General features: G+C 42.2%; 8 protein-coding genes and 1 pseudogene. 2 read left to right on the top strand and 7 right to left on the bottom strand.

Annotation, left to right across the window (positions count from 1 at the left end; genetic code table 11):
• Both WC615_RS21295 and WC615_RS21290 read right to left on the bottom strand, forming a co-directional pair.
• Positions 1-709 (bottom strand): hypothetical protein (locus tag WC615_RS21295; protein WP_372980068.1); only part of this gene is annotated, 709 nt, incomplete at its 3' end.
• Positions 710-794: 85 nt separating this feature from the next.
• Complete coding sequence (locus tag WC615_RS21290) at positions 795-1,841, bottom strand: NAD(P)-dependent alcohol dehydrogenase (protein ID WP_372980067.1); 1,047 nt, start codon at positions 1,839-1,841, stop codon at positions 795-797.
• A 257-nt stretch (positions 1,842-2,098) separates the two neighbouring features.
• Here WC615_RS21290 and WC615_RS21285 point away from each other — a divergent pair, with 257 nt between their 5' ends.
• Both WC615_RS21285 and WC615_RS21280 read left to right on the top strand, forming a co-directional pair.
• Entirely contained in the window at positions 2,099-3,988 is a 1,890-nt protein-coding gene (locus WC615_RS21285; protein WP_372980066.1) for a 7TM diverse intracellular signaling domain-containing protein, read from the top strand.
• A 5-nt stretch (positions 3,989-3,993) separates the two neighbouring features.
• Entirely contained in the window at positions 3,994-4,626 is a 633-nt protein-coding gene (locus tag WC615_RS21280; RefSeq protein WP_372980065.1) for a response regulator, read from the top strand.
• Positions 4,627-4,681: 55 nt separating this feature from the next.
• Here the strand turns inward: WC615_RS21280 and WC615_RS21275 are convergent, their stop codons facing one another.
• The 5 genes and pseudogenes from WC615_RS21275 to WC615_RS21255 form a co-directional block, all read right to left on the bottom strand.
• Positions 4,682-5,317 carry an MgtC/SapB family protein gene (locus WC615_RS21275; protein ID WP_372980064.1) on the bottom strand — a complete coding sequence of 212 codons (636 nt, stop codon included), beginning with the start codon at positions 5,315-5,317 and terminating at the stop codon, positions 4,682-4,684.
• A 149-nt stretch (positions 5,318-5,466) separates the two neighbouring features.
• The gene (locus tag WC615_RS21270) at positions 5,467-6,315 is read right to left on the bottom strand and encodes an SDR family NAD(P)-dependent oxidoreductase (RefSeq protein ID WP_372980063.1); all 849 of its coding nucleotides are present in this window, start codon (positions 6,313-6,315) and stop codon (positions 5,467-5,469) included.
• Positions 6,316-6,533: 218 nt separating this feature from the next.
• Positions 6,534-7,391, bottom strand: coding sequence for an SDR family NAD(P)-dependent oxidoreductase (locus WC615_RS21265; protein ID WP_372980062.1), 858 nt, complete (start codon positions 7,389-7,391; stop codon positions 6,534-6,536).
• A 64-nt stretch (positions 7,392-7,455) separates the two neighbouring features.
• A complete protein-coding gene (locus tag WC615_RS21260) occupies positions 7,456-8,358 on the bottom strand; it encodes a helix-turn-helix domain-containing protein (RefSeq protein WP_372980061.1) in 903 nt (300 codons plus the stop codon).
• A gap of 140 nt (positions 8,359-8,498) precedes the next feature.
• Positions 8,499-8,785 (bottom strand): annotated as a pseudogene (locus WC615_RS21255) (D-alanine--D-alanine ligase); the annotation flags it as partial.

The raw sequence follows: 8,785 nt of genomic DNA, 5'->3' as shown, positions 1-8,785 counted from the left end.
TTTTAATATTTTCCGGCAAGAATTGTTTTACAAAAGAATATCCGCCCTGTAAAAGCTTTTTATTTTCTTCATCTGAAGTCCACTTAAACATTTTCCCTACAAAACTTTTCACCCAACCTTTTTTGTTAAAAGAATTGACAGTCTGCTTCAAAGTATCGATATCCAAATGAAGACGAGAGAGTTCCTCTTCTTTATTCTCTTTATAGTGAACATGATTTATTATGAGTTCTTTCAACGTTTCTTCTAATTCGTCTAATCTTGTTTTAAGATCTTCAGCTTCTTGGAGAGTAAAAAACTTATCATCTAAAGAATCAAAATTTTCAAGGATTTCGTCGATTTTGGTCTGTTGATTCTCAACTTGTTTAACAATCGGACTTGACGATATTTCTTCCCAAATTGAGTTAAGCCAAATATCTATTTTGTCAAACAAGACACCTTCACCTTTAAATGAAAAAGTTTCTTCATATGCTAAAGGCCCTGGGCTCACTTTTCCACTAAAAGCATAGTATGGCGAATATCCATCCTTATCTGTTGTTGATGTTGAAGGGACGTTAAATAGAATTCTATATTCAGGTTTAAACTTGTAAGTAATTACCAAAATAGTAGAAGATCCGTTTTTTGTAGCGCTAATTATAAATTCTGCATTATCAAAACGTTGATGCTTATCAATTCTATTAATAATATCTTTATTAAATTTTTCCCGTATCATATATTAACAAATATATACTATTTAATAAAAAAGCAGGCACATTTTCAAGTACCTGCTTTTTTATTAAAATTAAGAAATAAGATGCTTACAGCGTTGCCATATCAATCACAAACCTGTAACGCACATCGCCTTTAAGCATCCGCTCGTATGATTTGGTGATGTCTTTCATGTCAATGATCTCGATATCTGAAACAATGTTGTGCTCGGCACAAAAATCAAGCATTTCCTGAGTTTCGGCTATGCCGCCAATACCCGAACCGGCAAGGCTTTTACGGCCGCCAAGTAAACTGAATGCGGCAACTTTAGCAGGCTCTGACGGTACGCCTACGCATATCATGGTACCGTTGGTACGCAACAGGCTCAGGTACATGTTAAAATCATGCTCGGCAGATACGGTATCCAATATAAAATCGAACGTACCTGTCGCGGCTTTGATCTGCTCAGGGTCAGACGTTACCACAAAATGATGCGCGCCTAATTTTTTAGCATCAGCCTCTTTTTTAGGCGAAGTACTTAATACAGTAACCTCGGCACCAAAGGCAACGCCAAATTTAACCGCCATGTGGCCAAGGCCGCCAAGGCCCAATACGGCAAGTTTATGGCCTTTACCAACTTTCCAGTGCCTTAATGGCGAGTAGGTGGTAATACCCGCGCACAATAATGGTGCGGTGGCTGCAAGGTCAAGTTTTTCTGAAATATGCAGTACAAACTCCTCGCGCACTACAATAGTATTACTGTAACCGCCATAAGTAGGCGTTTTACCATCGCGCTCATAGCTATTGTAAGTTTGTGTACTGCCACCGTTAAGGCAATATTGCTCCAGGTCCTGCTTGCAGTTCTCGCATTCCTGGCATGAATCAACCATACAGCCGGTACCCGCAAGGTCGCCCACTTTAAAATTCTTAACGTGGTCGCCCACTTTTATAACACGGCCAACAATCTCGTGGCCGGGCACCATCGGGAAGATCCCCGGGAACCAATCGTTTTTGATCTGGTGCAGATCGGAGTGGCAAACGCCACAAAATAAAATATCAAATTGCACATCATGGGGGCCAACTTCGCGGCGCTCAAAACTCCATGGTGCAAGGTCTGTTTGGGCATCCTGTGCCGCATACGCTTTTGCTGGTATCATAGGTGTTTTTTAAAGTTTTTGTGTTATAGTTTTTCAACGCTAATATACGCTCATATTAGCTTAATGCTGTATCCGGGGTTTGTCATAATTGAAATTTCATCCTCAAACTTGCTCTGCAGTTTCTTATTAATTATTTAGCAGCCGCTACGCTAACCCTATACCTGTTTCCGGGTATTTTATTAACTTGGCTGGTGCATTAGGTTTGTTATCAGAACCTTAGCACGGGCTAAACATATCCTTATCATTCATAAACCAATTTGAAAACACTTAAACTGTTTTTATTCCTCTCGGTATCGCTATTTGCACAACAGCAATTACTGGCGCAAAAAGCCGATACCATGTTTATTACCGATAAAAACAGCTACAAAATATTGCCGCACATGGCCTATATTGAAGATACCAGCAGGGTAATGCCCGTTGGTAAGGCAGTAACGTTGTTTAACAGTGGCAAATTTAAAAAGCCTGATGCCATAACTACCTTTAACGCCGGCATCACCTTTTCGGCCTTTTGGTTTAAGGTTATCATCAAAAACACCGATAAACGTGCCAGACTGCTATTTTTAGGGATACATGAGCATGTTGACACGTTGTGGTTATATAAGCAAACCGGCAATAAAGTGCTGCCAGAGGTTTTTACAGGTTTTAACTACCCTTACACCAGCAGGCCTATCCCTAATCGCAACTTCCTGTTTAAAATTGCCATACCTGCCGATAGTACGTTCACTTATTATTTAAGGGCCCGTAACGATGCCAATTACATGTACATGCCCTTTGGCTTTAAAAATGCAGATAACTATATGGCATCTGAAACCGGCCGGTACCAGTTACTGGCTGTTTATACCGGGATATTTTTGTTTGTGATTGTTTTTAGCCTGTTCCTTTATTTCTCATTAAAAGATAAGCTGCACCTTTGGTATGCCTTTTATGTTTTTGCCACGTTGGTTTACCTGATGATGGAAGATGGTATTACCTATGAGTTTGTGCTTAAAAACTTCCCGGGTTTTAGATGGGCGCTTAACGAGGAATACTGGTGGTACGGTTGTATGCTTTTGTGGCTGTATGTAATGCAGCTTTTCACTAATCAAAAAAGGGATAACAGTAAATTTTACCTGCTTACCAAACTGGTAATGATATTACTGGGCTGCCGCATTTTTGCAGAAATATTAATAGCCATATTCGCTATAAAGTTAAATAACACATTAAGCACCATACTTTTTAACGAGGGGGATATTGTTTTTTGTGCAGGATGTATATTATTGTTAGCCGGCGTAATTGAAAAAGTAATACAGGGTTCAAAACAAGCGGTAGTATATCTTATTGCCATCAGTTTTGGTGTAATTGGCACGCTAAATATCTATTTTAATTATATAGGTTTAACCAATATAAATTTAGTTGAGCCCAATGGCATGGTGGTTGGCTTAACAATCGAGATCATCATCCTTTCATTTGCGCTTACCGCCCGGTACAGCCTTTTCCGTAAAGAAAAAGAACAATTACTGATAGAGCTTAATAACCAGCAACAGCAGCTTACCGAAAAAATTGTAAGCACACAGGAACAGGAACGCCGCAGGCTGGCCGAAGACCTGCATGATGACGTAGGCGCTACCCTGGGCGCATTGCAGTTACACATCAGCAATTTGCCTGATGAGCAGATGGCCGATAACATTTACCTTAAAAATTATTTCGCAAAGGCGCTTAGCCTGGTTTTAAAAGTTACCAGCGATGTACGCAGCATATCACACGACCTGCTTCCCCAGGATTTTATAGACTCGGGCCTTTTTGAAACTCTCCAAAACCGGATAAACGATTTGAATGCCGGGGGCAATACCCAGTTTGAATTTGTAAAGGAGGGCGACGAAAAAAAGATAAGTCCTATTTACGCAATTACCCTATATCGTATTATTAACGAGCTACTTAATAATATTGTTAAGCACGCGGAAGCATCTGAAGCCACGGTACAATTATCTGTACTTGACGACAGCTTACAGATAATTACTTACGATAATGGCATAGGCATGGACCATACTACCAATAAAAAAGGCATTGGGCTGCAAAACATCCAATCGCGTGTGAATTTTTTAAAGGGCGACCTGATTACCGATAGCGGGAAAAATGGCACAACGCACATCATAAATATCCCAATTTAACAACCATGATAGATATTATAATTGCCGACGACCATGAACTTTTTGCCGAAGGGCTCGAAACTTTGTTAGCCTCTACCGGTGAATACAATGTGGTGGAAAAAGTAACCGATGGTAAAAAATTGATACAGGCTTTAAATAAGTTTACTCCGCAGCTAATATTGTTAGATATTAATATGCCGTACCTATCGGGTACGGATGCCGCGGTCATGATCAGGAAAAGGCATGCCGATATGAAGATAGCATTCATTACCATGTATGATGATCATAAAATATTAAGTTTTTGCAAGGCAAACGGCATAAATGGTTATTTATTAAAACACACCAAGGCTTCCGAGTTAAAAATAGCGTTACAGCAAATTATACGGGGCGAATATGTTTATACAACCCATACCCCAACAGAACCTGCAGATATTCATGAAAACGTTTTTGAGGAAAGCTTTGCACGTAAATTAAAACTATCAAAAAGAGAGATAGAGATCATTTCGCTCATCAAAAAAGGCTATAGCAGTAAGGAGATTGCCGGCAAGCTTTTTTTAAGCGGCTTTACGGTAGAAACGCACCGCAAAAATATTTTCAGGAAGCTACAGGTATCATCTGTTGGAGCGTTGATTCAGTTTGCTAATCAATATCAGTTGTAGGTTAAAATCGGTATCAGGATGAGCCTGTCAAAAACCTCTACGCTTTGCAGTGCACTTAATGAAAACTTTTTATTTCGCTCATATTAACCATTTCTTCGCTTAAAAGGTCTACATTCTTTTTTATACCGGTTATGTTCATCACCACACAAAGCACTTCTTCGTTCTTAAATAATTCAATGCGTTTGCTTTTAAGATGATGCCTTTTTATCACTTCTTCAAGGGCTTGTAACTGGGTTATATCTGCGCTGTTAAAACTAATGTTAAGCATTTTATTCTTATTCATCCGGCTTATCAGGAATTCCACTTTATCTACCAAAACCAGTATGATCATGGTAATAATAGTAAACACAAATGCCAGCGAATGATAGCCGATACCGGTTGTCATGCCTATGGCAGCAGCCGTCCATATTACAGCGGCAGTGGTTAACCCCATTACCGACATCCTATCTTTAAATATTACCCCCGCACCTATAAAGCCTATCCCGGTAATTATATTTGCCGAGATCCTGTCATCCGCGCCGGCACCGTGCCTTGATACGATGGTGAATATGGTTGAGCCAAGTGTTATTAACACTATGGTTCTGAACCCGGTCGATTTATTTTTGTATTCCCGCTCAAAGCCTATTATGCCACCGCACACAACAGACATCAACATACTGATGATATCCTCCAGTTCAATTGTAAAATCCATACAGCAACAACATAAAATTTATAGAGTTGTTCAGCCCTATTTTACTCTTATGGCCACCATGGTTCAATTGAAAACGGGGGTAAAAGCAAAGCCCATCCGTAATACGGATAGGCTTTGCTTTATAAAAATCACCTTGAACGATTATTACCTTAGCTTGCCACAGTAAACCCTGTAGAAGTACTTAGCTCCTTCCAGTTTTCCAGGTCGGCTTTTACATCATTCATTTTTTGGTAGGCAATATCATATGCATCCTGGCCCAAAAACAAATGCATCGGTGCTTCTGCGGCCTCGGCAACGGTAATTATAGCTGCCGCACCCTTTTCAGGATCGCCTGCCTGGTTACCATTAATATGATGCTGGTGGGCCGCCTGCACATCCCGCACTGCTTTATACTCGGCAATCTCGTTTTTAGGCACACTTAACGAATCCGGGTTCAGGAAATTTGTCCTGAAGTAGCCCGGCGAAACGATGGTTGCTTTTACACCGAATGCTTTGATCTCGGCAGCTAACGATTCGGTAAAACCCTGTACTGCAAACTTGGTAGCGCAGTAGATGCCAAAACCCGGAAAGTTGCCGGTAAAGCCGCCTATTGATGAGATATTAAATATATGCCCCGATTGCTGTTCACGCAGATGCGGCATTGCAGCACGGATAACGTTTAACGAGCCAAATACGTTTACATCGAAATTGTCGCGTGCTTCCGCATCGCTTAACTCTTCAAGCCCGCCTACAAGGCCGTAACCGGCATTGTTAACCACCACATCTATCTTACCGAAAAGGCTAATGGTTTGGCTGATGGCATCGTTTACACTTTGCTCATCGGCAATATTTACGGCCAACGGTAAAAAGCTTTCTGTTTTGCCTACCGCTTTTTCCAGGTCGGCAATGCTGCGCGATGTTGCAGCTACGTTATATCCTTTATTTAATAATTGCTTAACAAGGCTTAGTCCCAGGCCTTTTGAGGCACCGGTTACAAACCATACTTTTTGATTGTTCATATTATATGTTTTTCTTTTAGATAATTTTTCCTATACTAGTTAAGGCCTTCGGAGAGGGCCATTGCATCCGTTTCAGGGGTGTACACGGGCAATTCAATGCTACTAAAAGGCGTTCTAAGGCCGTTTTGGGGCGTTCTGAGGCCGTTTTAAGGCGTTTTAAGGCCACGTATTTTTTGACTAAAATTGCAAATTTCAAACAGTAACCAGTGGTGTTTTTTTTACGCGCTGTACGCCATAGATCTGCTCAACTCCTCGTTAAAGCGAAACTCCTTTTCCAGCTTTTCAAGTTGCGCCATGGCACGGTCATAGGCATCAGCACCTAACAGCAGGTGTAGCGGCGGGTTTTCCTGGTAGGCTACATTAATGATCGCCGCTGCGGCTTTTTCCGGGTCGCCGGCTTGCTGGCCGTCCATTTGCAGGTATTTGCCGTGGCTTGCCCTTACCGCTGTGTACTCCTCCATCGGGTTTTTAGCTATGGTTAACGATTCGGGTGTTAAAAAGCTGGTACGGAAAGCGCCCGGGGCAACTACGGTTACCTTGATGCCAAATTCGCGTACATCTTCGGCCAAAACGGTTGATAACCCCTCTATAGAGAATTTTGTAGCCGCATAAACCGACCAGCCCGTGCCCGGCGCAATGCCTGCTATTGACGAAATGTTGATAATATGGCCCGATTGCTGATAGCGCATATATGGCATTACCATACGTATAACGTTCAGTGTGCCAAATACATTTACGTTAAAATTAGCATGGGTTTCATCATCGGTTAATTCTTCGATGCTGCCGCCAATACCGTAGCCGGCATTGTTGATCACAACATCTATGCTCCCAAAGGCTTTTTTTGTTTTATGCATAGCGCAGCCTACGCTATCCTCGTTGGTGAGGTCTACCTCAAGCGGGAAAAAGTTGTCGGCGGTTGAGCCTACCGCTATGACCAGTTCGGCCAGGTTACGTGATGTTGCTGCTACGTTTTGGCCTTTAGCCAGCAATTGTTTTACCAGGCTGAGCCCGAACCCCTTAGATGCGCCTGTAATAAACCATGTTTTTGTTTTGTTTGTAATATTGGTGTTTTGCATGTTACAAAATTAAAACAACAACACACCCATGCGTTTGCACGATTCAAACAAATAACTACGAAATTCAAACAGACCTGTAAGAAGAAGGCGTTGAACTGGTTTGTTTTTTAAAGAAATTGTTAAAATGCGCAGGCTCTTCAAAGCCAAGGCAATAGCTTATTTCTGATACATTCCAGTTGGTGTGCCTCAGCAAAGCCTTTGCTTCGCTCGTCAAACGCTCTGAGATATGGTGGGTAGTGGTTTTACCCGTGGTTTGGCGGATAGCCCTGTTGAGGTGGTTTACGTGAACGGCCAGCCTATCAGCAAAATCTTTTGCCGACCGCAGGCTAAACCGCTGTGAGGGGGTTTCTATCGGGAACTGACGCTCCAGCAGCTCGGTAAATATAGAAGTGATGCGCGAATTGGCGTCAGGATGCTGGTAAAGAACCTCTTGCGGCTGTATCTTTAAAGCATAATGCACTAATTCGGTAAGGTAGTTGCGCAGCAGATCGTATTTAAAACGGTAATCAGAGTTTATTTCGCCCAGCATCTTGTCGAACACCTGGCTTACGTATACCTCCTGTTCGGCGTTTAATAAATACGTGGGGGTGCCGTTTGGCCCAAACATGGGCAGCTCATGTATATTACGGCGCAGCATCTCTGTAAAAAACGACTCCCTGAAAATACAGAACGCCCCCGAGCGGATATTACTATGATGCTCAAACGTATACGGAACCGTAGGATTAAAGAAAACCAGCGTACAGCCGTCAATTTCGATACTTTTATCAGCATAGTGCACAACGTTTTTACCGCGCACCATACTTATTTTGTAAAAATCTCGGCGTGCGTACACTATAGGCTTGGCATCGGGCCGGTAACAATCTTCCAACCTAAATACATTGAAGTGGCCAATATCCTGGCCCAGGTTATCGGGTAGCCAGTTAAACTTTTGCTTGTAAAAATCTTCTATCGTTTCTGTAACTGCCATAAGGCAAAGTTACAAAATTCAAACATTACCAACAAGAAAAGCATGTAAAAAAACGACCAAAAAACGGCCTCAGAACGCCCCAAAACGCCCTTTAAACGCCCTTAAACGTCCAAAAAAGCTATGAATTCTCTCTTAAACGCCTACATTGCGCCTTCAATAAGCTGCCCGTAAAAGTCGGCAACGCTCATGCCTGCCGCCCTCACCTGTTGTGGTATCAGGCTGTTTGCAGATTGGCCCGGGGTGGTGTTCACTTCAATAAAGTAAAACTCCTGGGTACCTTCTAACAATATAAAATCTATCCTCACCATGCCGCGGCAGTTTAACCGAAGGTATGCCTGGGTAACGATATCGGCTATCTCTTGCACCTTATCTCCGGGCAGGTCGGCGGGGGTAATTTCTTCTGACACACCCGGGGTATACTTAGCTT

Origin of the sequence: Mucilaginibacter sp., from assembly GCF_041663085.1 — a bacterium.
Lineage (GTDB): Bacteria > Bacteroidota > Bacteroidia > Sphingobacteriales > Sphingobacteriaceae > Mucilaginibacter.
This window is presented reverse-complemented; position numbering and strand designations above follow the sequence as displayed.